Annotated in this window: 20 protein-coding genes and 1 pseudogene; 11 read left to right on the forward strand and 10 right to left on the reverse strand. The window is 70.6% G+C overall.

What is annotated here, in order from left to right; genetic code table 11:
* Positions 1-166: 166 nt before the first annotated feature.
* Both OG332_RS21885 and OG332_RS21890 read left to right on the forward strand, forming a co-directional pair.
* On the forward strand, positions 167-3,397 hold the full coding sequence (locus tag OG332_RS21885) for an AfsR/SARP family transcriptional regulator (RefSeq protein WP_327415056.1): 3,231 nt from the start codon (positions 167-169) through the stop codon (positions 3,395-3,397).
* 273 nt (positions 3,398-3,670) lie between these two features.
* On the forward strand, positions 3,671-4,864 hold the full coding sequence (locus OG332_RS21890) for an IS30 family transposase (RefSeq protein ID WP_327419148.1): 1,194 nt from the start codon (positions 3,671-3,673) through the stop codon (positions 4,862-4,864).
* An 89-nt stretch (positions 4,865-4,953) separates the two neighbouring features.
* Here OG332_RS21890 and OG332_RS21895 read toward each other — a convergent pair whose 3' ends face one another.
* Positions 4,954-5,118, reverse strand: coding sequence for a hypothetical protein (locus OG332_RS21895; protein WP_327415057.1), 165 nt, complete (start codon positions 5,116-5,118; stop codon positions 4,954-4,956).
* Positions 5,119-5,206: 88 nt separating this feature from the next.
* Positions 5,207-6,112, reverse strand: coding sequence for a hypothetical protein (locus OG332_RS21900; protein ID WP_327415058.1), 906 nt, complete (start codon positions 6,110-6,112; stop codon positions 5,207-5,209).
* Between the two features lie 207 nt (positions 6,113-6,319).
* Between OG332_RS21900 and OG332_RS21905 the strand changes: the two genes are divergently transcribed.
* Positions 6,320-6,871 (forward strand): LysM peptidoglycan-binding domain-containing protein, encoded by a 552-nt coding sequence (locus tag OG332_RS21905; protein WP_327415059.1) that lies wholly within the window; start codon positions 6,320-6,322, stop codon positions 6,869-6,871.
* 62 nt (positions 6,872-6,933) lie between these two features.
* Here OG332_RS21905 and OG332_RS21910 read toward each other — a convergent pair whose 3' ends face one another.
* Positions 6,934-7,626, reverse strand: coding sequence for a DUF5324 family protein (locus OG332_RS21910; RefSeq protein ID WP_327419335.1), 693 nt, complete (start codon positions 7,624-7,626; stop codon positions 6,934-6,936).
* A 174-nt stretch (positions 7,627-7,800) separates the two neighbouring features.
* Between OG332_RS21910 and OG332_RS21915 the strand changes: the two genes are divergently transcribed.
* Both OG332_RS21915 and OG332_RS21920 read left to right on the forward strand, forming a co-directional pair.
* Complete coding sequence (locus OG332_RS21915) at positions 7,801-8,328, forward strand: peptidylprolyl isomerase (RefSeq protein WP_327419336.1); 528 nt, start codon at positions 7,801-7,803, stop codon at positions 8,326-8,328.
* Positions 8,329-8,467: 139 nt separating this feature from the next.
* Positions 8,468-9,346 (forward strand): rhomboid family intramembrane serine protease, encoded by an 879-nt coding sequence (locus OG332_RS21920; RefSeq protein ID WP_327415060.1) that lies wholly within the window; start codon positions 8,468-8,470, stop codon positions 9,344-9,346.
* Between the two features lie 115 nt (positions 9,347-9,461).
* On the opposite strand, the gene crgA is transcribed toward OG332_RS21920, so the two are convergent.
* Complete coding sequence (gene crgA / locus OG332_RS21925) at positions 9,462-9,716, reverse strand: cell division protein CrgA (RefSeq protein WP_030383881.1); 255 nt, start codon at positions 9,714-9,716, stop codon at positions 9,462-9,464.
* A 91-nt stretch (positions 9,717-9,807) separates the two neighbouring features.
* Between crgA and OG332_RS21930 the strand changes: the two genes are divergently transcribed.
* From OG332_RS21930 to OG332_RS21955, 6 genes and pseudogenes are all read left to right on the forward strand, one after another.
* Positions 9,808-10,581, forward strand: a complete 774-nt coding sequence (locus tag OG332_RS21930; RefSeq protein ID WP_327415061.1) for a DUF881 domain-containing protein — start codon at positions 9,808-9,810, stop codon at positions 10,579-10,581.
* Entirely contained in the window at positions 10,553-11,320 is a 768-nt protein-coding gene (locus tag OG332_RS21935; RefSeq protein WP_327415062.1) for a class E sortase, read from the forward strand. Before OG332_RS21930 ends, OG332_RS21935 begins: the two co-directional genes overlap by 29 nt.
* 89 nt (positions 11,321-11,409) lie before the next feature.
* Entirely contained in the window at positions 11,410-11,586 is a 177-nt protein-coding gene (locus tag OG332_RS21940) for a hypothetical protein (protein ID WP_030011120.1), read from the forward strand.
* Positions 11,583-12,221 carry an aminodeoxychorismate/anthranilate synthase component II gene (locus tag OG332_RS21945; protein WP_319721982.1) on the forward strand — a complete coding sequence of 213 codons (639 nt, stop codon included), beginning with the start codon at positions 11,583-11,585 and terminating at the stop codon, positions 12,219-12,221. The genes OG332_RS21940 and OG332_RS21945 overlap by 4 nt, the downstream gene beginning before the upstream one ends.
* A 143-nt stretch (positions 12,222-12,364) precedes the next feature.
* Positions 12,365-13,042, forward strand: a pseudogene (locus OG332_RS21950) (class E sortase); the annotation flags it as partial.
* A gap of 14 nt (positions 13,043-13,056) precedes the next feature.
* Positions 13,057-13,779 carry a class E sortase gene (locus OG332_RS21955; protein WP_327415063.1) on the forward strand — a complete coding sequence of 241 codons (723 nt, stop codon included), beginning with the start codon at positions 13,057-13,059 and terminating at the stop codon, positions 13,777-13,779.
* Between the two features lie 181 nt (positions 13,780-13,960).
* Here the strand turns inward: OG332_RS21955 and pknB are convergent, their stop codons facing one another.
* The 6 genes from pknB to OG332_RS21985 form a co-directional block, all read right to left on the reverse strand.
* Positions 13,961-15,976 (reverse strand): Stk1 family PASTA domain-containing Ser/Thr kinase, encoded by a 2,016-nt coding sequence (gene pknB, locus OG332_RS21960; RefSeq protein ID WP_327415064.1) that lies wholly within the window; start codon positions 15,974-15,976, stop codon positions 13,961-13,963.
* A gap of 200 nt (positions 15,977-16,176) precedes the next feature.
* A complete protein-coding gene (locus tag OG332_RS21965) occupies positions 16,177-17,634 on the reverse strand; it encodes a peptidoglycan D,D-transpeptidase FtsI family protein (protein ID WP_327415065.1) in 1,458 nt (485 codons plus the stop codon).
* Positions 17,631-19,055, reverse strand: a complete 1,425-nt coding sequence (locus OG332_RS21970) for an FtsW/RodA/SpoVE family cell cycle protein (protein WP_327415066.1) — start codon at positions 19,053-19,055, stop codon at positions 17,631-17,633. The genes OG332_RS21965 and OG332_RS21970 overlap by 4 nt, the downstream gene beginning before the upstream one ends.
* A gap of 34 nt (positions 19,056-19,089) precedes the next feature.
* Entirely contained in the window at positions 19,090-20,550 is a 1,461-nt protein-coding gene (locus OG332_RS21975; RefSeq protein ID WP_327415067.1) for a PP2C family protein-serine/threonine phosphatase, read from the reverse strand.
* A 138-nt stretch (positions 20,551-20,688) separates the two neighbouring features.
* Positions 20,689-21,186, reverse strand: coding sequence for an FHA domain-containing protein FhaB/FipA (locus OG332_RS21980; RefSeq protein ID WP_327415068.1), 498 nt, complete (start codon positions 21,184-21,186; stop codon positions 20,689-20,691).
* A gap of 10 nt (positions 21,187-21,196) precedes the next feature.
* Positions 21,197-22,054, reverse strand: a complete 858-nt coding sequence (locus OG332_RS21985; protein ID WP_327415069.1) for a DUF3662 and FHA domain-containing protein — start codon at positions 22,052-22,054, stop codon at positions 21,197-21,199.
* Positions 22,055-22,301 lie beyond the last annotated feature (247 nt).

Consider the following 22,301-nt stretch of genomic DNA (forward strand, 5'->3'; position numbering starts at 1 on the left):
TTTGGCACTCGTTCTGCGTGCTGCCAGCTCCTCCGGCCTGCCCATGAACTGTCTGTGCCGCCCTTCCCGATCTGCTACCGGATGCTTACCGCGCGCTAGGGGGAACCCCTATGATCTGGTTCACATGGCCCGGCCAGGGGCTGTGTTCATTGGGGGTGGATAGCCGATGCCGGGGGCGGACGAGGAATCCGGGGAGAGACGAAGCGCGGTACCCGTGGGGGGAAGACCACGCTTCAACGTCCTCGGATCGCTCGAGGGATGGATAGGGGAAGTACGGCTGAGACTGGGGGGAGCGATCCAGGAACGGGTCCTGTGCACGCTCCTTCTCGAAGCCGGCCGGGTGGTGCCCGTTGCGCGTCTCGTCGAGGCGACCTGGGAGAAGGACCCGCCGGTGACCGCGGCGCACCAGGTCCGCAAGGCCGTCGCCGATCTGCGGCGACGCATACCGGCAGGCAACGAGGTGATCGCGACCGACGGGCCCGGATACCGCGTGGTGGTGTCGGACGACCAGGTTGACCTGCTGGAGTTCGACGCACTGACCAAGGCGGCGGGCCAGGCCCTGCGGGAAGGCCGGAAGTCCGCGGCCGCCGAAACCCTGAGGGAGGCTCTCGCGCTCTGGCGGGGATCGGTGCTGTCCGGCGCGGGCGGACCGGTGATCGAGGCCGCGGCGACCGCGCTGGAAGAGCGCCGGCTGGCCGCCGCCGAGCAGCGTTTCGACCTGTGCCTCGCCCTGGGCGAGAGCGGCGAGCTCATCTCCGGGCTGCGCGCCCTGATCACCCAGCACCCGCTGCGGGAGACGCTGCGCGGCCAGCTGATGCTCGCCCTGTACCGCTCGGGGCGGCAGGCCGAGGCGCTCAAGGAGTACGGGGAGGTCCGGGAGCTCCTCGTCGACGAGCTCGGGATCGACCCGGGACCGCGGCTGGCCCGGCTGTACGAGGCGATCCTGCGGGACAGCCCCGAGCTGGCCGCGCCCGAGCGCCCGGCGCCCGTACCCGTGGCGCCCGTACCGGCCGCGCCCGTGCGTCCGGAACCGGCCGGGCAGGCGGCCCCCGTACCGCCGGTGCCCGAGCCGGCCGGTCCCGTACGCACGGTGCCCGAGGCCGCGGCCCCCGGGCCGCCGGGCCTCGCGGAACCGGTTGCCGGGGAGCCGCGGACGCAGGCCGGGGCGCCCGCACCGGCCGACGCGCCGTGCACCCTGCCGTACGACCTGCCCGACTTCACCGGCCGCGCCAAGGAACTGGCCGAACTCTTCGACTACGTACAGGACGAGGGCCGGGGCGCCGAGCGGTACTCCCGGATCGTGGCCATCGACGGCATGGGCGGCATGGGCAAGACCACCCTGGCCGTACGCGCCGCCCACCGCCTGGCCGGGGGGTATCCCGACGGGCAGCTCCACATCGACCTGCACGGATTCACACCGGGCGGGAAGCCCGTGTCGCCCGCCAGCGCACTCGACAGCCTGCTGCGGACCGTCGGCACGCCCGGCGACCGCATCCCCGAGGACCTGGAGGGCCGCACCGCCCTGTGGCGCTCGAAGCTGGACGGCCGGCGGATGCTGCTGCTGTTCGACAACGCGGTCGACGCCGCGCAGATCCGGCCCCTGCTGCCGGCCTCGCCCGGCTGTCTGGTGCTGATCACGAGCCGGGGACGGTTGCTCGACCTCGACGGCGTCGAGTGGGTGTCCATCGGGATGATGGAGCCCGAGGACAGCACCAGCCTGATGACCGAGACGCTCGGCACGACCCGGGTGGCCGCCGAGCCGGAGGCCTCCGCCGAACTGGCCGAGCTGTGCGGCCACCTGCCGCTGGCCCTGCGGATCGCGACCGCCCGGCTGCGCAACAGGCCGCGCTGGACGGTGCGTTACCTGGTCGAGCGGCTGCGGGACGAGAAGCGCCGGATGGACGAGCTGAGTTCGGGCGAGCGCAGCGTCGCGGCGACCCTGCGCCTGTCCTACCTGGCGATGGACGAGGAGTACCGCACGGCGTTCCGCATCCTGAGCCTGTACCCGTGCGCCGGAACCGACGTCCACTCGGCGGCGGCCCTGCTCGGCACGGCCGTCCGGGACGCCGAGGACGCCCTGGAGTTCCTGCTCGACGTCCACCTGGTGCAGCAGCCCGACATCGGCCTCTACACCTTCCACGACCTGGTGCGCAGCTACGCGCAGAGCCTGCGGGGGCCGGCGACGGCGGAGGACGACGCGGCAGCGGTCGAGCGGCTGCTCGGCTACTACCTGACGACCTCCGACGCCGCCTGCGAGGTGCTCTTCCCCGGCCGCGAGCGCCGGCCCACCGGTCTCCCGGTCTACCAGGGCGAACGGCCGACCTTCACGCTGGCCGACCAGGCCGTGCGGTGGTTCGACCGGGAGCAGGCGGGGCTGCTGGCGGCCGTGTCCCTCGCCGAGCGGTCCGGCCACGACCGGTACGCGGCCTGTCTGAGCCGCAACGTCGGCTTCCACCTGCACACGCACGGACAGCTCGACGAGTTCTGGAGCGTCGGGCACCTCGCGGTCGCCGCCGCCCGCCGGCTCGACGACCCGGCGCTCCTCGGCATCAGCCTGGCCAATCTGGGCGCGGCCTGCTGGAAGCTCGGCCGTTTCGAGGAAGGGCTGGAGGTGGCCACGGAGGCGCGCGACACGGCGGTCCGCGCCGGGGACCTGCACACCGAGGCGCACAGCGAAGCGACCATCGGGCTGCTGATGTCGATGCTCGGGAGGTACGAGGAGGCCCTGCCCCTGCTGGAGCGGTCCCTCACGATGGCGGGGGAACTGGGCAACCCGCGCGAGGAGGCCGAAAGCCTCACCATGCTCAGTACGTTGTACGAGCGGTGGGGCCGCTATCCGGAAGCGGCCGCCTCCGCCCGCAGGGCGCTCGCGATCGACCGCGACCTCGGCTACCGCAGCAACGAGATCATGGCCCTGGCCGATCTGGCCTTCGCCCAGGTGGGCCTCGGCGAGTACACGGACGCGCACGAGACCCTCAAACGCGCCCGCGACCTGTGCGACGAGACCAGGTCGCCGGGTGACGTCGCCCTGGTGTTCGCGGTGTCCGCCCAGGTGGCGCAGGAGCGGGGGGACGGCACGCAGGCGCGTGCGTTCGCCGAGCGGGCCCTGCTCCTCGGCCGTACGAGCGGCGCCCCGATCCGGCTCGCCAAGGTCGAGAACGTCCTCGGCCGGCTCCACATGACGTGGGGGGAGCACGAGGAGGCGCTGGCCCTGCACGCCCACGCCCACAGGATCGCGGCGCCGATGAGCTTCCGGGCCGAGGAGGCGTCCGCGCTGGTGGGCCTCGCCCGTGCGGCCGAGGCCCTCGGGGACTCCCCGGCGGCGGCCGGACACCGTGCGGCCGCGGAGGACTTATTCGAGTTCATGGGCCTGCCGGCGCACCGCCGGACGTACTGACCCCGTACGCGGATGTGCCCCGCACCGGAAGGCGGGTTCTAATGATCCACGCAACACCCTGGAGTTCAGGGAGTTGCGGGGATCGTGGATTTCGAGGTGCTGAAGGCGAGGTTCTTCGAGGCGCTGGACAGGGAGAACGGCAGCATCACTGCTGCGGCTCGTGCAGTCGGAGTGAACCGCAACACGGCGTTCGGGTGGGCACGCCGGGCCGGAGTCCGTGGTCGCGGCAAGCCTCGCAGGCCCGGCCACCCCGGTCGGGCGGAGTACGAGCGGCTGCGTGCTGCGGGAGTCCGGCGCCGTGATGCCGCCGCGCAGGCCGGCGTCCATGAGCGCACCGCTGAGGACTGGGACCGCGGTATCCGGCAGATCGGCCACTCGCGCCTGCATCCTGACGGGCGCCGCATCGACTACAAGACCGGTGTGACCACCATCGCCGCCACCTCTTCAAGGTCGTCCCTCGCAACGGTCGAGGCCGAACTGCACCCCAGGTTTCTCACGGTGACCGAGCGAGAGCTGATCGCTGATCTGCACCGTGAAGGCCGGTCGCTGCGCGCGATCGGACGGGCACTGGGCCGACCGGCGTCCACGATCAAGCGCGAGATCGACGCCCGGTCGGTCGATGGCGTCTACCGGCCGCACCGGGCCCAGCGGGCATGGGCGAGGAGCCGGTCGCGCCCCAAGGACTCCAAGCTCGCCCAGGACAGCCCGCTCCGCCGGTTCGTCGCGGAAAAGCTGCAGGAACAGTGGTCACCCGAGCAGATCTGCCACGCTCTGGTCATCGAGTTCCCCGACGACGAGAGCATGCGCGTGAGCCCGGAAACGATCTACCAGGCGGTCTACGTCCAGGCCCGTGGCGGACTGCGCCGCGAAGTCGCGGCCGCGCTGCGCACCGGGCGCACTCGCCGCAAGCCGCACCGCAGCCCGGACCAGCGCACGCGCCGGTTCGTCGACGAGATGGTGATGATCTCCGAGCGTCCTGCCGAGGTCGAGGACCGGGCAGTGCCCGGTCACTGGGAGGGCGATCTGATCGTCGGCCCCCGCAGCGAGAGCGCGATCGTCACCCTGGTCGAGCGCTCCACCCGCTACGTCATGCTGGGGCATCTGCCCGGCGGGCATACGGCCGAGGAGGTCCGCGACGTGCTGGTGCCCTTGATCCAGACCCTGCCCGGGCACCTGCGCGGCTCGCTGACCTGGGACCAGGGCTGCGAGATGGCCGCGCACAAGCAGTTCACCGTGGCCACAGGCGTGCCGGTCTACTTCTGCGACCCGCACTCACCCTGGCAGCGCGGATCGAACGAGAACACCAACGGCCTGCTACGGCAGTACTTCCCCAAGAGCACCGACCTGTCCGTGCACAGCCCCGAAGACCTCGAACACGTCGCCCAGCAACTCAACGGCCGGCCCCGCAAAACGCTCGGCTGGAAAACCCCAGCCGAGCGCCTGCGTGATCTACTGACGAGCACGTAGACCGTCAGGTGTTGCGAGGACCCCAAGAATCCGCCGAATCCGGTGCGGGGCACATCCATGTCGTGCGCGGCCGGCGGCCGGCGGCCGGCTCAGCGGGTGGAGGGGCCCGGGGAGGGGGCGCCCGGGCCGCGGTCGTCCGCGAGGACCTCGTACCCGGAGGGCTGACCGGCGTCCGCCGACTGGACCGTCACACCGACGCCGATCACCAGAGCCGCCGCGAAGATCCCGACCAGTCCAGCCAGCTTGCTGCGCATGTGTTGATCCCCCTGGTTGCGTACCCGGTGTGCGGTTCCCGTGTGGTGCGGTGGCCGCTCTCGACAAGACACAGACTGGCCGAGGCCCTTACCGGTCCGTTCCCCTCTCGATACCGCTCGCGGGAACGGGCCGGGAAGGGCCGTTCCCGGCCCGTTCCCGCCCCGGCTCCATGGCCGCCGCGATCCGCGATCCCCGTGCGCTGACCAGCACGTCCGTCCGCGTGGCGCCCGATTCGTACCCGGCCAGATCCAGCAGGGCCCGCACCGTCGCGCGGATCCCGGCCTGCTCCGTCTCGTGCAGCGGTACGGCGTTCCCCTCGGGGGTGATGCCGGCGACGAGGTGCATGCCGTCCACGGTCAGCGTCTCCACATGGAACTTGGCTCCCGTCAAGAGCTCTTCGACGAGATAGGGGGCCGAATGCCGGGCGGTGACCGCCTGTTCGGCCCACCGGTCGAGTCCGGGCCGGTCGTGCACCGGAACGGTCCACCAACAGCCCGCCTTGTCGGCCGACTTGATGACCACCGGCAGGGGGAAGTGCTCGGCCAGTGAACGCGCCTCGGCGACGGACCTCGCCTCCTCGGCGCGTACGTCCGAGGTCCGGCTCTCGTTGAGGATGCGCCGGATCGTCACCGCGTCCGGCAGCGGGCCCGAGGGGGTCTCCCGCCCCGCGGACAGTTCCCGCAGGACTTCCCCGGCGGCGGCCGCCGCCCCGCTGTCGAGACCCCTTTCGAGATCGCTCGCGAGGTACAGGACGTGCCCGATCCCGTGCGTGAGGACCGTGTCCGTCAACAGGGTGCGCAGCGCGGCCGTGTCGCCGAAGTCCACCCGGAGGAGACGTTGCGGGGGCAGCTCGGGGGGAAGTCGTGCGTCCGGTGGCCACGGGCCCGGATCCGACACCACCCACACGTCCAGACCCGCCACGACCGCAGCGCGTACGAGCCCTGGTCCGGGCCTGACCAGGACGACCCGCTCCGCGGACTGTCTGATGATCACAGAATTCTCCTCCATCGTGTCCCACGATGCTGCCGCCGTGCGTTCCCGGTCCCCTCCCGTCACGTTCCCGGCCGCCGGGGGCGGCGTTCCACGGGCGCCGCGGGTCCCCCGGACGGCCCTGTCACAGGGCCACCCGGCGCCCCGTGTCCGACAGTGGAGGAAGGCACCGAGCCCAGGGGGGCACCATCACGCCGGAGGCGTACGCACATGGGACTCTTCGACTTCCTGAAGTCCGACAAGAAGAAGGCAGACGAGGCCGCCGAGAAGGCGAAGGAGCAGGTGGAGCAGCAGTCGGCCGCGCGGGCGACACCTCCCGCGAGCTCGGCGGCCGACGCCGCCGCGGCCACCAGGGCCGCCGCCGAGCGCATGGCGGCCTCCGCACCGCCCAAGCCCAAGCCGGGGCCCGCCCCCGCGACCCCGAGCCCGACGTCCGCCGCCCACAAGGCGGTGCCGGCCCCTCCCCAGCCGCACGCGATGCCGAAGCCCGGGCCCACGGCCGCCGCGCGGGGCGCCGCGCACACCCCTTCCCCCGCGTCGGCCGCGCACAAGGCCGTGCCCGCGGCCCCGATGCCCAAGGCGGCGGCCACCTCGAAGAAGCGCACCTACACCGTCAGGCCCGGCGACTCGCTCTCCGCGATCGCCCGCCGCGAGCTGGGCAACGAGGCCCGCTGGCGTGAGCTCTACGCCATGAACAGGGGCGTCGTCGGCTCCAACCCCGACCTGATCCGCCCGGGCATGGTCCTCACCCTCCCCGGCTGAGACCCGCACGCACACGCGGAAGGGGCCCGGATCCAGCAGGATCCGGGCCCCTTCCGCGTGTCTCAGCCCTGCGTGTCGTCCGAAGCCGAGCCGGTCTCGCGCTCCTTGGCCGCGAGCTCGTCGTCGAAGCTCGCCGGAGCGGCGTCCTGCGACGACAGCTCCGTGGCGGCCGGCGGCTCGACGAGCCAGTCCGGGTTCGACTGCTGGTCCCACCACTTCCACGCCGCGAAGGCGACGCCGGCCAGCACGCCGACGACCACCGCACCCTTGACCAGCCCCTTGTAGCGCTCCCGCCGCTCGTGGCGCCGCACCAGCTTCTGCACTTCCTTGGCCGACACCTGGCCGCGCAGCGCCGCGAACGCCGCCGCCGACCGCGAAGCGGCCTCCTCGGCCACCGGAGTGGCGGCCGCGATCGCACTCTCGATCCGCGGCTGGGTGTAGTCGGCGGCCTGCCGCGCCGCGATCCGGGTCTGGTGCACCGCCTTCGTCGCCGCCCGGTCCACGTTCGGCGGCACGTGTGCGCGCGCCGCCTTGAGCCGGGGCTGCAGATGGCAGTCGTAGGTCGTGCGCGCTTGCCGGGCGGCCGCGTCGGCCGCGTACGACACCTTGGGCGCCAGCAGTTCGTTGGCCTCTTGGGCGTAGTGCACCGCGGCGTCCCTGGCGGATTCCGCGTACGGTGCCACCACTTCCGCCGCGTGCAGGAAACTCTCCCTGGCGCTCTCGGCTGCCAGGCGCACGCTGTCCTTGCGGGTCACGGGATCCTCCTCCTCGGTGGCGGACACAGTTCACCTTTCCACCCTTTGTCGGATCATGCCTCTCCTATCGGCGACAGGCATGCGTGACAGGGCATACGGGTGGAGGATTTCAGTGCTGCGGAGCGCTCCGTGCGACCATCTGGACCGACAGTGATGACTATGGAAGGCAGATCCGTGGCCGAGAAGCTCTACGCCACCCTGAAGACCACCCACGGCGACATCGAGATCGAGCTGCTGGAGAACTTCGCTCCGAAGACCGTCCGGAACTTCGTGGAGCTCGCCACGGGAGCCCGCGAATGGACCCGGCCCACCGACGGCCAGAAGACCACGGACCCGCTGTACGACGGCACCGTCTTCCACCGCGTCATCAAGGGCTTCATGATCCAGGGCGGCGACCCGCTCGGGAACGGCACCGGCGGCCCCGGCTACCAGTTCGCCGACGAGTTCCACCCCGACCTGGCCTTCACCAAGCCGTACCTGCTCGCCATGGCCAACGCGGGCCCGGGCACCAACGGCTCGCAGTTCTTCATCACCGTGGCGCCCACCGCCTGGCTGACGCGCAAGCACACCATCTTCGGCGAGGTCACCGACCCGGCCGGCCAGAAGGTCGTGGACGCCATCGCAGGCAGCGCCACCAACCCGCGCACCGAGCGCCCCCTCGACGACGTGATCATCCAGTCCGTGGTCGTCGAGAAGCGCTGACGGCCCCGCGCGCCGGCCGGCCCCGGCCCGGCCCCGGGAACCTTTCCGCCCCGCCCGTCCGTCCTGCATGCGTATGAAGTGATGGGGCATACCGGACCGGCGGGGCACACCCCTGCCTCGCCGCTGATCGAGGGAACCGATGGACACCGACCGTCTGCCTGGCTGCTACCGCCACCCGGACCGCGACACGGGGATCAGCTGCACCCGCTGCGAGCGCCCCATCTGCCCCGAGTGCATGATCAGCGCCTCGGTCGGCTTCCAGTGCCCCGAATGCGTCCGCGAGGGTTCCGGCACCGGGCACCGGCCGACCGCGAACGCGCCGCGCACCCTCGCGGGCGGGGTGGTCGCCGCCGACCCCCACCTCGTCACCAAGATCCTCATCGGGATCAACGTCCTGGTGTTCCTGGTGGGCGCGATCAACCCGGCCCTGGTGGTCCAGCTGGAGCTGATCGCCCGGTACCGGGAGTTCGCCTACCTCGTCGGCCCCATCGAGGGCGTGTCCACCGGTGAGTACCACCGGCTGCTGACCTCGGTGTTCCTGCACACCGAGCTGTGGCACATCGCCGGCAACATGATCGCCCTGTGGGTCATCGGAGGCCCGCTGGAGGCGGCGCTGGGCCGGGCCCGCTATCTGGCGGTCTACCTGCTGTCGGGCCTGGGCGGCAGCGCCCTCGTCTATCTGATGTCCGCGCCGAACACGCCGACCCTCGGCGCGTCCGGCGCCGTCTTCGGCCTGCTGGGCGCCACGGTCGTCCTGGTCCGCCGGCTGCGGTACGAGATGCGGCCGGTCATCGTCATGGTCGTGCTGATGCTGGTGCTGACCTTCGTTCCGCTCGGCGGCATCAGCGTGTCGTGGCCGGCCCACGTGGGCGGGCTGGTGACCGGCGCCCTGGTGGGGCTGGGCATGCTCACGCCCACCACGGGCAGGACGCGCACACTCGTCCAGTGGGGGACCTGTGCGGGGGTGTTCCTGCTGGCCACGGCCCTTGTCCTGCTCCGTACGGCGGAACTCACCTGATCACACCGGCGTCAACTCTCCACAGAGTTATCCACAGATCTTCTGTCTTTTCCTCAGGTGTGGATGACGCTGTGGATAACTCATGGGGAGAGCTTCCGTCAGAGGCCGGGAGGTGCTACTTCCACTGCGTGGACACACCGAATCCCGCGGCGATGAAGCCGAAACCGACCACGATGTTCCAATTGCCCAGCGCCTCGATCGGCAGCTGGGTCTCGGTCACGTAGAAGACGACGATCCACGCGAGTCCGATCAGGAAGAACGCCAGCATGACCGGGGCGACCCAGCTGCGGTTCGTCAGCCGGATGCTCTGCGGCTGCCGGGTCGGCGGCGGCGTGTAGTCGTCCTTCTTGCGGATACGTGACTTCGGCACGAGGGGCTCTCCTGTCGATGCGCTGGGGACCTTGCCTGCCCCGGGCGTCCGTTAGCGTAGTGGACCTGTGGCGTTGAAGGAGAAGGGTACGTTGAGCAATTCCGACGACTCCTCCGCGGGTCCCCGTCGCCTGGCCAGACCGGCCCGGCTGCTGACAGCCGCCGTCTTCGCCCTGGCCGGGCTGCTCTTCGTCACCAGTTTCAACACTTCCAAGGGTACGAACATCCGGACGGACGCCTCGCTCCTCAAGCTGTCGGACCTCATCAAGGAGCGCAGCCAGGACAACGCGGAGCTGGAGCAGAGCACCGCGGTGGCCCGCCACCGGGTGGACGCCCTCGCCGACCGCGACGACGGCAGCACCAAGGCCGAGGACGCGAAGCTGGCCGCCCTGCGCGCGGCCTCGGGCACCGAGGAGCTGTCCGGCAAGGGCCTGACGGTCACCCTCAACGACGCCCCGCCGAACGCCACCGCCCGCATCCCCAACGTGCCCGAGCCGCAGCCCAACGACCTGGTGATCCACCAGCAGGACCTGCAGGCCGTGGTGAACGCCCTCTGGCAGGGTGGCGCCGAGGGCATCCAGGTCATGGACCAGCGGCTCATCTCCACGAGCGCGGTGCGCTGCGTGGGCAACACCCTGATCCTCCAGGGCCGCGTCTACTCGCCCCCGTACAAGATCTCGGCGGTCGGCGACCCGGGCGCGCTGAAGAAGGCCCTCGCCGCCTCGCCGGCCCTGCAGAACTACCAGCTGTACGTGAACGCGTACGGGCTCGGCTGGAAAGTGGACGAGCGCAAGGCGCTGACACTTCCCGGCTACTCCGGCACAGTGGACCTCCACTATGCGAAGCCGGTGGCTCCCACCCCGTGAGCGGGTCCGTCCCGACGTCGTACTGCGCCTGGTGGTACGGACGTTCAGCGAGGTGTGCCTGACGGCGGGAACGCTGATCGTGCTCTTCGTGGCCTACGTCCTGCTGTGGACCGGGGTCAAGGCCGACCGGGCCATGGACGGCGAGATGGCCGGGCTGCGCGACCGCTGGGCGGCGGCAGCCCCTGCGGCGGCGCCCGGGGCCGCGCCGCAGCCCGCACGGCCCACGCCGTCCGCGCAGCCGGCGCCCCCCGCCGAACCGGCGCCCCATCCCGCCGGCCGGGCCTTCGCCGAGATGTACGTTCCGCGCTTCGGCCCGGACTGGGTCAAGCCCGTCCTGGAGGGCACGGACCCCGAGCTGCTGAAGAAGGGGCTGGGCCACTACGCCGCCACCGCCCGCCTCGGCGCCACCGGGAACTTCTCGGTGGCCGGACACCGGCGCACCTACGGCGACCCCTTCAAGGACCTCCCCGAGCTGCGCAAGGGGGACGAGGTGATCCTCAAGGACGAGAGCACCTGGTACACGTACACCGTGCGGGGCGGGCCCCTGCGCACACTGCCGACCGAGGTGGGGGTGGTCTCCCCCGTCCCGGAGAAGTCGCCGTTCACCACGCCCGGCCGGTACCTGACCCTCACGACCTGCGATCCGGAGTGGGGCCACAGCCACCGGCTGGTCGTCTGGGCCGAGCTGACCGGCACCCGCCCCGTGGGGCAGGGCCGGCCGGAGGGTTTGTCCGGGTGACCCACCCCGTCGGGCCGCTGCCTTTAGTCTGTTCGCGTACCGCCCCCGCGGTGCGTTGAACGAATATGGACGAAAAGGAAACAGGCGGCATGTACGGCTGGATCTGGCGGCACCTGCCGGGCAACGCGTGGGTCCGCGCGCTGATCTCACTTGTACTGGTCCTCGCGGTGGTCTTCGTACTGTTCCAGTACGTCTTCCCGTGGGCCGAGCCGCTCCTGCCGTTCAACGATGTGACGGTGGACGAGGGATCGGGAGCCACTCCGTGAGCGCGCGCATTCTGGTTGTCGACAACTACGACAGCTTCGTCTTCAACCTGGTCCAGTACCTCTACCAGCTCGGCGCCGAATGCGAGGTGCTGCGCAACGACGAGGTCGAGCTCGCGCACGCGCAGGACGGTTTCGACGGCGTCCTGCTGTCCCCCGGGCCGGGCACGCCCGAGGAAGCGGGCGTCTGCATCGACATGGTCCGGCACTGCGCGCGGACGGGCGTTCCCGTCTTCGGCGTGTGCCTCGGCATGCAGTCGATGGCGGTCGCCTACGGAGGGGTCGTGGGCCGGGCGCCCGAGCTGCTCCACGGCAAGACCTCGCCCGTGATCCACGAAGGGCTGGGGGTCTTCGAGGGACTGCCGTCGCCGTTCACCGCGACCCGCTACCACTCCCTCGCCGCCGAGCCCGGCACCCTGCCCGACGCGCTGGAGGTCACGGCGCGCACCGAGGACGGGATCATCATGGGCCTGCGCCACCGGGAGCACGACGTCGAGGGCGTGCAGTTCCACCCCGAGTCCGTGCTGACCGAGTGGGGCCACCGGATGCTCGCGAACTGGCTGGTGCGGTGCGGTGACGCGGGCGCCGTGGAGCGCTCGGTGGGGCTGGCCCCGGTGGTGGGCAAGGCCGTCGCGTGACGACGGTCGCGCCGTCCGCGCCCACGGAGGGCCGGGCCGCGCGACGCAGGGCAGCTCAGGAGGCCGCGAAACGGGCCGCCAGACACACCCGGAGGCGGGGCGGACGGCGGCGCAGGCGGCCGGCGTCGGGCGGCCCGGTGGTCATCGCGAGCCGGCTGGGCGGAGAGCTGTTCATCACGACGGGGCTGGTGATGCTGCTGTTCGTCGCCTACCAGCTCTGGTACACGAACGTCGTGGCGGAGCGGGCGGCGAACGGGGCCGCCGGCTCGCTGCGCCAGACCTGGGAGCACCCGCCGGGCGGCGACGGGGCCGCGGCACCGCCGGTGACGGCCTTCGAGCCCGGCCAGGGCTTCGCCGTCCTCCACATCCCGAAGCTCGACGTGAAGGTCCCGGTGGCGGAGGGCATCAGCAAGCCCAAGGTGCTGGACCGGGGCATGGTCGGGCACTACGGCGAGGGTGCGCTGAAGACGGCGATGCCCTCGGACAAGCAGGGCAACTTCGCGGTGGCCGGCCACCGCAACACGCACGGCGAGCCCTTCCGCTACATCAACCGGCTGGTGCCCGGGGATCCCGTCGTGGTCGAGACCCGGGACGCGTACTACACGTACGAGATGACCTCGGCGCTGGCGCAGACACCGCCGACGAACGTGGCGGTCCTCAAGGCCGTGCCGGAAGGGTCCGGTTTCACCGCCGAGGGCCGGTACATCACGCTGACCACCTGCACCCCGGAGTTCACCAGCACCTACCGGATGATCGTATGGGGCAGGATGACCGGGGAACGGCCCCGCAGCCAGGGCCCGCCGCCCGCGCTGACCAGTTAAGGACGAATCAAGCAGTGTCTCGAGCCCGCCGCCGCGCCGCGGCCCCGCCCGCCGGCAACCGCAGTGTGCTCGCGGGATTCCTGAGCCTGCTGGGCGAGGTCCTGATCACGGTGGGCCTGGTGCTGGGCCTGTTCGTGGCCTACTCGCTGTGGTGGACGAACGTGCTCGCGGACCGGCAGGCCTCCGCGAAGGGCGACGAGGTCCGTCAGCAGTGGCAGACGCCCTCGCAGCCGGCGGGGCCCGGGGCGCTCGACACCAAGGACGGCGTCGGCTTCCTGCACGTACCGGCGATGAAGAACGGCGAGGTGCTCGTCAAGCCGGGCACGGCGCCGGACGTCCTCGACGACGGCGTGGCCGGGTACTACACGGAGCCGGTGAAGTCGGCACTGCCGTGGGACGAGAAGGGGAACTTCTCGCTCGCCGCGCACCGCGACGGACACGGGGCGAAGTTCCACAACATCGACAAGGTGAAGAACGGCGACGCGATCGTCTTCGAGACCCGGGACGCCTGGTACGTCTACAAGGTCTTCGCGGAGCTGCGCCAGACGTCGAAGTACAACACCGACGTGATCAACCCGGTCCCGAAGGAGTCGGGCAAGACCGCCCCGGGCCGCTACATCACGCTCACGACCTGCACGCCGGTCTACACCTCGAAGTACCGGTACATCGTGTGGGGCGAGCTCGTCCGAACGGAGAAGGTGGACGCGAAGCGGACGCCGCCGGCGGAGCTGCGCTGAGGAAGGCCCCTGGGGGCTCCTGAGGCGCCTCCTGAGCCCCGCGGGGCCCCACGGGGTCACTCGGGTCACGGGCGGTCCAGGGCGGGGCTCAGGAGGCCGCACAGCGGCGGGTACGGAAAAGGTCCGGCCCTTCCCCCGGTCGACGGGGAAGGGCCGGACCTCTTCGTGTTCGGCCGGTGCGCTAGCGGCGGCCGTTGCCTCCGGTCAGGCCGGAGATGATGCCACCGCCGTCCTGCTGGCCCTGCTGGGTGAAGACGTTGACGGCCTGGCCCGAGTTCACCGGGGTGCCGGGCGGCGGGCTGGTGCCGATCACGATCGCGTTGTCGTCCGTCGGGCCGGCGACGACGCCGACCCTCAGGTTGGCGCGCTGCAGCTCGTCCTTGTACTGGCCCAGGGTCCGGTTGGCGAAGTTCGGCACCACGGTCGCCGTCGAGGCCTTGGCGATGGTGATGTTCACCGTCTTGCCCACGTCGAGCTGCTGCCCCGCCGCGAACTGCTGGAGGATCACCGTGCCCGGAGCGACTCCGGGCTGGTCGGCCTCCGTCACGCTGCCGAGCTTGAGCCTGACCTCCTTGAGCGCCTTCTCCGCGTCGTCCTTGCTCTTGCCCTTGAGCTCCGGGACCACGGCCTTGGCCAGTTCCTTGGCGACCGTCAGCTTGATGACGGAGTTCTTCTCCGCCTCACCGCTCTTCGGGTCCTGCTCCAGCACGATCCCGGGGGTCTGGTCGGACTCCTCGGTCTTGCGCTCGACCTGGAAGCCCCTTTCCTTCAGGGTCTTCTCGGCCTCTTCGAACGAGAGCCGCGTCACGTTGGGGACCTGCACCCTGGGCGCGCCCGAGGAGACCGTCACCGTGACCGTGGAACCCTCGTCGACCTTGGTGTCGGCCGCCGGGTCCTGCTTGCAGACGTTGCCCTTGGGCTGGTCGTCGCAGGGTGCGTCGGCGCCCTTGACCACCTTGAGGCCGACGGCGTCGCCGCTCTTCTGCGCCCGTTCGAGGGTCTGGCCGACGAGCTTGGGCACGGCGGGCCGGTTGTCGGCGGTCTCGCTGAAGAGCGAGCGGCCGATGAGGATCGCGCCGACGAGGACGAGGATGCCGGCCGTCACGAGCAGGACCGTGGAGGCCTTGCTCTTCTTCTGCTGGCGGCGGCCCTGGCCCTGGTCGTATCCGCCGTGGCCCTGGTCGCCGTATCCGTAGCCGCCGTCGCCCGGGGGCATCGGGGGCATCATCGCGGTCTGGCCGCCTTCGGTGGCGCGCAGGGCGGTGGTGGGCTGGTCGTAGCCCGGCTGCCCGTATCCGTGGCCCTGGTCGGGGTAGCCGTAGCCGGCCGCGCCCATGGAGGCGGTGGCGGCGACGGGCTGGCCGTCGAGGCAGGCCTCGATGTCGGCGCGCATCTCGTCGGCCGACTGGTAGCGGTAATCGGGGTCCTTGACCAGGGCCTTGAGGACGATGGCGTCCATCTCGGGCGTGATCTCGGGGTCGAAGTTCGACGGAGGCTGCGGCTCTTCCCGTACGTGCTGGTAGGCGACGGCCACGGGGGAGTCGCCGACGAACGGGGGCCGCACGCTGAGCAGCTCGTAGAGCAGGCAGCCCGCGGAGTAGAGGTCGGAGCGCGCGTCGACCTGCTCGCCCTTGGCCTGCTCCGGGGAGAGGTACTGGGCGGTGCCGATGACGGCGGCCGTCTGCGTCATGGTCATGCCGGAGTCGCCCATGGCGCGGGCGATGCCGAAGTCCATGACCTTGACCTGGCCGGTGCGCGTCAGCATCACGTTCGCGGGCTTGATGTCGCGGTGCACGATGCCGGCCCGGTGCGAGTACTCCAGGGCCTGGAGGATGCCGATGCACATCTCCAGGGTGCGCTCGGGCAGCAGCTTGCGGCCGGAGTGCAGGAGTTCGCGCAGGGTGGAGCCGTCGACGTACTCCATCACGATGTACGGGATGGAGATGTTGTCAACGTAGTCCTCGCCGGTGTCGTAGACGGCCACGATCGCGGGATGGTTCAGCGACGCGGCCGACTGGGCCTCGCGCCGGAACCGGGCCTGGAAGGACGGGTCACGGGCGAGGTCGGCACGCAGGGTCTTGACGGCGACGGTACGGCCGAGCCGGGTGTCGTGGGCGAGGTAGACCTCGGCCATGCCACCACGGCCGAGCACGTGGCTCAGCTCGTACCGGCCGCCGAGGCGACGCGGCTCTTCCATAACGTTGCAGCCCTCTCCGTCATCCCGACCGCACCTGTGTGTGGTCCGGCGGTGTGCTGTTCGCGCAAAGGCTACCGGCCGATCGTCCGTGATCGGTTCGTGGCCACAGGCTGATACTGGACCGGTACCGTACGCTCGGATCCGGGCGGAATTCAGTGATGTGGGTCACTCCGTTCCGGCCCGTCACTGCTTGGTCACCCCTAGCCGTTGAGCACCGCTTCCATGACGGCCTTGGCGACGGGGGCGGCCAGGCCGCCACCGCTGATGTCCTCGCGCTCCGCGCCGCTGTCCTCGATGACGACGGCGACGGCGACGGGCGAGGACTTGTCCGCGTTCTCGGCGTAGGAGATGAACCAGGCGTACGGCCGCTTCTTGTTGCCCTCGCCGTGCTGGGCGGTGCCGGTCTTGCCGCCGACCGTCACGCCCGAGATCTTGGCCTTGGGGCCGGTGCCGTTCTGGACGACGTTGACCATCATCTGCTGGATCTTCTGAGCGTTGGCGGCGGACAGCGGCCGGCTCATCTCCTGCGGCTCGTGCTTCTCGATGACGTCCAGGTTCGGGGCCGTGAGATGGTCGACCATGTAAGGCTTCATCAGCTTGCCGTCGTTGGCGATCGCGGCGGTGACCATCGCCATCTGGAGCGGGGTGGCCGCGGTGTTGAACTGCCCGATGGAGCTCAGGGCATTGCCGTCCCTGGTCATCTTCTTGTCGTAGATGCTGGCGAACGCGCGGACCGGAATATCGACCTTGTCGTTGTTGAAGCCGAACTTCTCGGCCGTCTCCACCATCTTGTCGCGGGTGACCTTGTCGCCCAGGTTCGCGAAGACGGAGTTGCAGGAGACCTCCATGGCCTTGTTCAGGCTGGCCTTCTCGCAGCCCTTGGCGTGGTTCTCCATCGGGGTCTGGGTGCCGGGCAGGATGTACGGCTCGGGGGTGTCCGTCGGGTCGTCGATGTTCTTGACGACGTTGTTCTCCAGGGCCGCGGCCGCGGTGACCACCTTGAACGTGGAGCCCGGCGGATAGGTCTCGCGCAGTGCGCGGTTGACGAGCTTCTTGTCCTCGCTGTCCTTCAGCTCGACCCAGGCCTTCTCGTCGGCCTTGGAGTTGCCCGCGAAGCTGGAGGGGTCGTACGAGGGGGTGGAGACCAGGGCGAGGATGGCACCCGTGCGCGGATCGATGGCGGCGACCGCGCCCTTGTTCTTGCCGAGCGCCTCGAAGGCGGCCTTCTGGGCCGCGGGGTTGAGCGTGGTGACGACGTTGCCGCCCTGCTTCTTCTCCCCGGTGAACATGCCGATGGTGCGGTCGAAGAACAGCCGGTCGTCGTTGCCGGTGAGGATGCCGTCCTCGAGCGATTCGAGCTGGGTGGAGCCGAAGGCCTGCGAGGCGTAGCCGGTGACCGGCGCCCACAGCTCGCCTTCCATGTAGGTGCGCTTGAACCTGTAGTCGCTGCCGTCGGTGACCGCGGAGCCCGTGATCGGCGCGCCGTTGACGATGATGTTGCCGCGCTCGGTCGCGTACTGGGCGATCTGGACCCGGCGGTTCTCCTTGCGCGTGCTGAGTTCCTCGGCCTGGACGTACTGCAGCCAGTTCGTGCGGATCAGCAGGGCGAGGACGAGCAGCCCGCAGAACAGCGAGATGCGGCGCAGGGGCTTGTTCATGACGGGCGGACCACCTGGGTCATCTCGGAGTCGGGGGACGGGGCGGGGGCCGGGGCCGGGCGGCGTGCGGTGTCGCTGATCCGGATGAGGATGGCGATGAGGATCCAGTTGGCCAGGACGGAGGAACCGCCGGACGCGAGGAAGGGCATCGTCATGCCGGTGAGGGGGATGAGGCCCATGACCCCGCCGGCGACCACGAAGATCTGGAGCGCGAAGGCGCCGGAGAGACCGATGGCGAACAGCTTGCCGAACGGGTCGCGGGCCGCGAGGGCGGTGCGGACGCCCCGCTCGATGATGAGGCCGTAGATCAGGAGGAAGGCCATCACACCGGCGAGCCCGAGCTCTTCGCCGACGGTGGAGAAGATGAAGTCGGAGTTGGCGGCGAAGCCGATGAGGTCGGAGTTGCCCTGGCCCCACCCGGCGCCGAGGACGCCGCCCGAGCCGAAGCTCATGATCGACTGGCCGACCTGCTCGCAGGCGCCGGAGGTGACGTAGCAGGCGAAGGGGTCGAGCCAGGCGGTGACGCGGGCCTTGACGTGGCTGGCGGTGGCCCCGACGACGGTGGCACCGCCGACCGACATCAGCAGGCCGATGACGATCCAGCTGGTGCGCTCGGTGGCCACGTACAGCATGATCACGAACATGCCGAAGAAGAGCAGCGAGGTGCCGAGGTCGTTCTCGAAGACGAGGACGAGCAGGCTCATCGCCCAGATCATCAGGATCGGGCCGAGGTCGCGGCCGCGCGGCAGGTAGAGGCCCATGAAGCGGCGGCTGGCCAGCGCGAGCGCGTCGCGCTTCACCATGAGGTAGCCGGCGAAGAAGATCGCGATGACGATCTTCGCGAACTCACCGGGCTGGATCGAGAACCCGCCGACGCTGATCCAGATCTTGGCGCCGAAGACGTCGGCGCCGAGGCCCGGGATGACCGGAAGGATCAGCAGGATCAGGGCGCCGGCCATGGAGATGTACGTGAACCGCTGCAGGACGCGGTGGTCCTTGAGGATCAGGAGCACGGCGGCGAACAGGGCGATGGCCACCGCCGTGTACATCATCTGGCGGGGCGCCGACGGGGAGAAGGTGCCGAAGGACTTCTTCGCGAGGTTCTGCAGCCGCTCGGACTGGTCCAGGCGCCAGATCAGCACGAGGCCCAGCCCGTTGAGGAGCGTGGCCAGCGGCAGCAGCAGCGGGTCGGCGTACTTGGCGTACCGGCGCACGACGAAGTGCGCGATCCCGGCGAGGGCGCCGAGGCCGAGGCCGTAGAGCAGCATGCCGGGCGGCAGGGTGCCGTTGATCGCGAGGCCCACGTTGGCGTAGGCGAACATCGGGATGACCACGGCGAAGGCGAGCAGCAGGAGCTCGGTGTTCCGCCGGCTCGGCAGCTCGATGGCGCCGATGGTGGTCGTGTTGGTGACTACGCTCATGGTGTGGCAGGCCCCCTGCGCCCGCGTGTGACTGCTACTTCCCGCACAGGCCGACCAGCTGCTGCTCCTCGGGAGTCAGGCTGGGACCGGGTGTCGGAGTGTTCTGCGCCTCGGCGTTGCGGCGCTCTTCGTCCTTCTTGCAGGCGGAGGTCTGGACGCCGAGGTCGTCGAGCTTCCTCTTGGCGACGTCGAGGCTGCCTTCGCTGATGGTGGCCTCGACCAGCTTGCGCTTGAAGGGCGGCAGGTACTTCAGTTCGATGTCGGGGCGGTCGGTCTCCACCTTGGAGAGCTTCAGCGGGCCGAGCTTCGGGCTGATGCCGCGGAAGAGCGCGACGTGCTCGCCGTTCTTGCCGACGTAGAACTGGGTCTGGGTCCAGCGCCAGCCGGCGTACAGGCCGCCGCCGATGACACCGACGACGATGAGCAGGGTCAGCGTACGCGTGGTCCACTTGCGCCCTTTGCTGCGGCGCCTGCGGGGGTGGTCGTACGTGTCCTCGTAGCCGGAGTCGGCGTCGTAGCGTTCGGCTTCGCCGAAGCTGCCGTAACCGCCGCCGCCCTGGCCCTGCTCGGAGTACCCGTAGCCGGGGGCGTCGCCGCTGCCGGGGGGGCCGAAGGCACCGGCGGGCGGCGGGGACTGGCGGCCGAGGCCCGAGGCCCGGCCGGCCGGGGTCTGCATGGCGTTGCCGCCGTCGAAGAGCTGGTGCTGGTTCTCGGCGACCGCGCCGACGACCACCGGGGTGTCGCTGACCTGGGCGGCGAGGGTGTCGCCGCTGTCGGTGTCGAGGACGTCGGCGACGATGCAGGTGATGTTGTCGGGTCCGCCGCCGCGCAGCGCGAGCTGGATCAGGGACTGCACGGTCTCGCGGGGGCCGTGGTAGTCGGCGAGGGTCTCTTCCAGGGTCTGGTGCGAGACGACGCCGGAGAGCCCGTCGGAGCAGATCAGGTAGCGGTCGCCGGCGCGGACCTCACGGATGGAGAGGTCGGGTTCGACGATGTCGCCGCTGCCGAGCGCGCGCATCAGCAGCGAGCGCTGCGGGTGGGTGGTGGCTTCCTCTTCCGTGATGCGGCCCTCGTCGACGAGGCGCTGCACCCAGGTGTGGTCCTGGGTGATCTGGGTGAGGACGCCGTCGCGCAGCAGGTAGGCGCGGGAGTCGCCGACGTGGACGAGCCCGAGGCGCTGGCCGGTCCACAGCAGGGCGGTCAGGGTGGTGCCCATGCCCTCGAGCTGGGGGTCCTCCTCGACCATGACGCGCAGCTGGTCGTTGGCGCGCTGCACGGCGGTGGCGAGCGAAGTGAGGATGTCGGAGCCCGGGACGTCGTCGTCGAGCTGCACGAGGGTGGAGATCACCTCGGAGCTCGCGACCTCGCCGGCGGCCTGGCCTCCCATGCCGTCGGCGATCGCGAGGAGACGGGGGCCGGCGTAGCCGGAGTCCTCGTTCCCCTCGCGGATCATGCCCTTGTGTGATCCGGCGGCGAACCGCAGGGACAGACTCATGCGCACCTCGCCGGTCGGCTCCGGGTACAACCGGTCTCGAGCCACACTGCCCACCCTCCGGTCGGGAGCGCGCACGTGTCCGTGTCCTCGGTGGGACGGATCACCGCCGCGCGCTCGCTCCGCTCGCTCATTCTCGTACTACTTCCGCAGCTCGATGACGGTCTTGCCGATGCGGATCGGTGCGCCCGGCGGAATGGGCGTCGGGGTGGTCAACCGGGTCCGGTCGAGATACGTGCCGTTGGTGGACCCGAGATCCTCGACGATCCACTGGCCGTCACGGTCGGGATAGATCCTGGCATGGCGGCTGGACGCGTAGTCGTCGTCCAGCACGATCGTGGAGTCGTGGGCGCGGCCCAGCGTGATCGTCTGGCCGGCGAGGGCCACCGTGGTTCCCGTGAGGGTGCCCTCGGACACGACGAGCTTGGTGGGCGCACCGCGGCGCTGGCGCTGCTGCGGAGGCGCGGCCTGGCGGCCCGCCTGCTGCGGGGCGCCGGTGGCGCCGCCGCGGCGGGAGCCGCGCTGCGTCACTCTCGTTCCGAAGAGGTCGCTGCGGATGACCTGGACGGCCACGATGACGAACAGCCACAGAACGGCTAGGAAACCCAACCGCATGACCGTCAGGGTCAGCTCTGACATTGCCCCCGCTTCACCCTTCGGCTTGCCGGTAAATGATGGTGGTACTGCCCACGACGATCCGCGAGCCGTCGCGGAGCGTAGCGCGGGTGGTGTGCTGCCCGTCCACCACGATGCCGTTGGTGGACCCGAGATCCTGGATCGTCGAGGGCGTTCCGGTCCGGATCTCACAGTGCCGGCGGGATACGCCGGGGTCGTCGATCCGCACGTCGGCTTCCGTGCTTCGGCCGAGTACGAGCGTGGGGCGCGAGATCTGGTGGCGGGTGCCGTTGATCTCGATCCAGTGCCGCCGGGGACCGCCCGGGCCGGCCGCGGGGGCCGCTCCGGCGGGTCCGCCGGGGGCGGGACGCCGCGTGCCCGCGCCGCCGGGGGGCGGCGCACTGGGCATGGGCGGGGCGGCGACCGGCGGGTAGCCGTAACCGCCCTGCGGCTGGTTCTCCGGCGGGTAGCCGTAGCCGCCCTGCGGTGACGGCGGCCCTGCCTGCGGCTGGGAGGTGCTGGAGGCGAGGGTGCGGCTGCGGACCCGGTAGAGCCCGGTGTCGAGGTCGTCGGCCTTCTCCAGATGGACCTTGATGGGGCCCATGAAGCTGTAGCGCTGCTGCTTGGCGTAGTCGCGGACGAGGCCCGCGAGCTCGTCGCCGAGCTGCCCGGAGTAGGGGCTCAGACGGTCGTAGTCACCGGCGCTGAGCTCGACGATGAAGTCGTTGGGGACGACGGTCCGCTCGCGGTTCCAGATGGTGGCGTTGTTGTCGCACTCCCGCTGGAGGGCTCCGGCGATCTCCACCGGCTGGACCTCCGACTTGAACACCTTGGCGAAGGTGCCGTTCACCAGACCTTCGAGTCGCTGCTCGAACCGCTTCAGAACTCCCATGGGGCACCTCCTCCGTCGTTGTCGCCCTGTACTGCTTACTGATCGTATCCACGCGTGGCGGATTCGGGTGGTTCCCCATCGCTCCTGTGAGGACGAGTGTTGGTCCTCACAAGGGATCGTAGGGGCGCCGCAGGAACAGTGTCCCGCACCGGGACCGGAGTGCGGGAGGGGCCCGTCCGACGAGGGGTGCGGGGGTGCCGGGAAAGCGATGTGAAACCACCCCGCCCACCGTGCTAATGTTTCGACG

The organism is Streptomyces sp. NBC_01233, from assembly GCF_035989305.1.
Lineage (GTDB): Bacteria > Actinomycetota > Actinomycetes > Streptomycetales > Streptomycetaceae > Streptomyces.

Bases quoted from the DNA above. Each gene is read 5' to 3' on its own strand.
- OG332_RS21885 (WP_327415056.1), top strand. From the start codon at position 167: ATGCCGGGGGCGGACGAGGAATCCGGGGAGAGACGAAGCGCGGTACCC.
- OG332_RS21895 (WP_327415057.1), bottom strand. From the start codon at position 5,118: ATGCGCAGCAAGCTGGCTGGACTGGTCGGGATCTTCGCGGCGGCTCTG.
- OG332_RS21905 (WP_327415059.1), top strand. From the start codon at position 6,320: ATGGGACTCTTCGACTTCCTGAAGTCCGACAAGAAGAAGGCAGACGAG.
- OG332_RS21920 (WP_327415060.1), top strand. From the start codon at position 8,468: ATGGACACCGACCGTCTGCCTGGCTGCTACCGCCACCCGGACCGCGAC.
- OG332_RS21935 (WP_327415062.1), top strand. From the start codon at position 10,553: ATGCGAAGCCGGTGGCTCCCACCCCGTGAGCGGGTCCGTCCCGACGTC.
- OG332_RS21940 (WP_030011120.1), top strand. From the start codon at position 11,410: ATGTACGGCTGGATCTGGCGGCACCTGCCGGGCAACGCGTGGGTCCGC.
- pknB (WP_327415064.1), bottom strand. From the start codon at position 15,976: ATGGAAGAGCCGCGTCGCCTCGGCGGCCGGTACGAGCTGAGCCACGTG.
- OG332_RS21965 (WP_327415065.1), bottom strand. From the start codon at position 17,634: ATGAACAAGCCCCTGCGCCGCATCTCGCTGTTCTGCGGGCTGCTCGTC.
- OG332_RS21970 (WP_327415066.1), bottom strand. From the start codon at position 19,055: ATGAGCGTAGTCACCAACACGACCACCATCGGCGCCATCGAGCTGCCG.
- OG332_RS21975 (WP_327415067.1), bottom strand. From the start codon at position 20,550: ATGAGTCTGTCCCTGCGGTTCGCCGCCGGATCACACAAGGGCATGATC.
- OG332_RS21980 (WP_327415068.1), bottom strand. From the start codon at position 21,186: ATGTCAGAGCTGACCCTGACGGTCATGCGGTTGGGTTTCCTAGCCGTT.
- OG332_RS21985 (WP_327415069.1), bottom strand. From the start codon at position 22,054: ATGGGAGTTCTGAAGCGGTTCGAGCAGCGACTCGAAGGTCTGGTGAAC.